The 815-nt window shown below is 77.3% G+C and carries 1 protein-coding gene; it reads left to right on the plus strand.

All coding sequences use genetic code 11. From position 1 onward, the window contains the following. The first annotated feature begins 51 nt into the window (after positions 1-51). Positions 52-477 (plus strand): arsenate reductase ArsC, encoded by a 426-nt coding sequence (locus FOE67_RS27335; protein ID WP_182667496.1) that lies wholly within the window; start codon positions 52-54, stop codon positions 475-477. The last annotated feature ends 338 nt before the right edge of the window (positions 478-815 follow it).

Genomic DNA, 815 nt, shown 5'->3' on the forward strand with positions numbered 1-815 from the left:
CCCCGACCCCGACCCCGGGTCGACCGGGGAGAACAGGAAGAAACGGAACCCATGCCCGAGCCCACCGGACCCGTCGCCTCCGTCCTGTTCGTGTGCGTCCACAACGCCGGGCGCTCCCAGATGGCAGCCGGCTTCCTGCGCCGACTGGCGGGCGACCGCGTCGAGGTCCGCTCGGCCGGCTCGATGCCCGCCGACCGGGTGAACCCGGCCGCCGTCGAGGCCATGGGGGAGGTCGGCATCGACATCACCGCCGCCACCCCCACCGTCCTGACCCCGGACGCCGTGCGTGCCTCCGACTGGGTCATCACCATGGGCTGCGGCGACGCCTGCCCCGTCTTCCCCGGCCGCACCTACCTGGACTGGGAACTCCCCGACCCCGCCGGACGGGGCGTCGAGGACGTCCGGCCCATCCGCGACGCCATCCGCGAGCGGATCGAGGCCCTCGTCGCCGAGATCGACGCCCGGGCCCGCGCCTGACCCCGGGGCCGCGGCACCGAGCCGTGTCCCCGGGGCCGCGGGCGACGGGCACGGCGGGCCCCGAACACCCCCGTCCCCGCGGCACCGTCACGGCCGGTCAACAGCGCGGTCACGGCGCCGTACCCGCCGCCCGGCCGTCCTGCGCCGGTGCTAGGGTCGCCCGTACGGCGGCACCCCACACCGAACGGGTGATGCGGCGTGCCCCGCCCGGAAGCGGCGGACACGCGCTCGCCGCGCGAGGAACGCCGATCGGCAGAGGGAGGCGCAGGCCGTGGCCACCCGTGCGCACCACCCCGGGAAACGACCCGACCGCCGCGCCGGCGGCCCCACCCCGCGTC

This window comes from Streptomyces calidiresistens (genome assembly GCF_014141525.1).
In the GTDB taxonomy this organism is placed as follows: domain Bacteria; phylum Actinomycetota; class Actinomycetes; order Streptomycetales; family Streptomycetaceae; genus Streptomyces; species Streptomyces calidiresistens.

What these genes read in the sequence shown, in the direction of transcription:
- FOE67_RS27335 (WP_182667496.1), top strand. Translation starts at nt 52, where the DNA reads ATGCCCGAGCCCACCGGACCCGTCGCCTCCGTCCTGTTCGTGTGCGTC.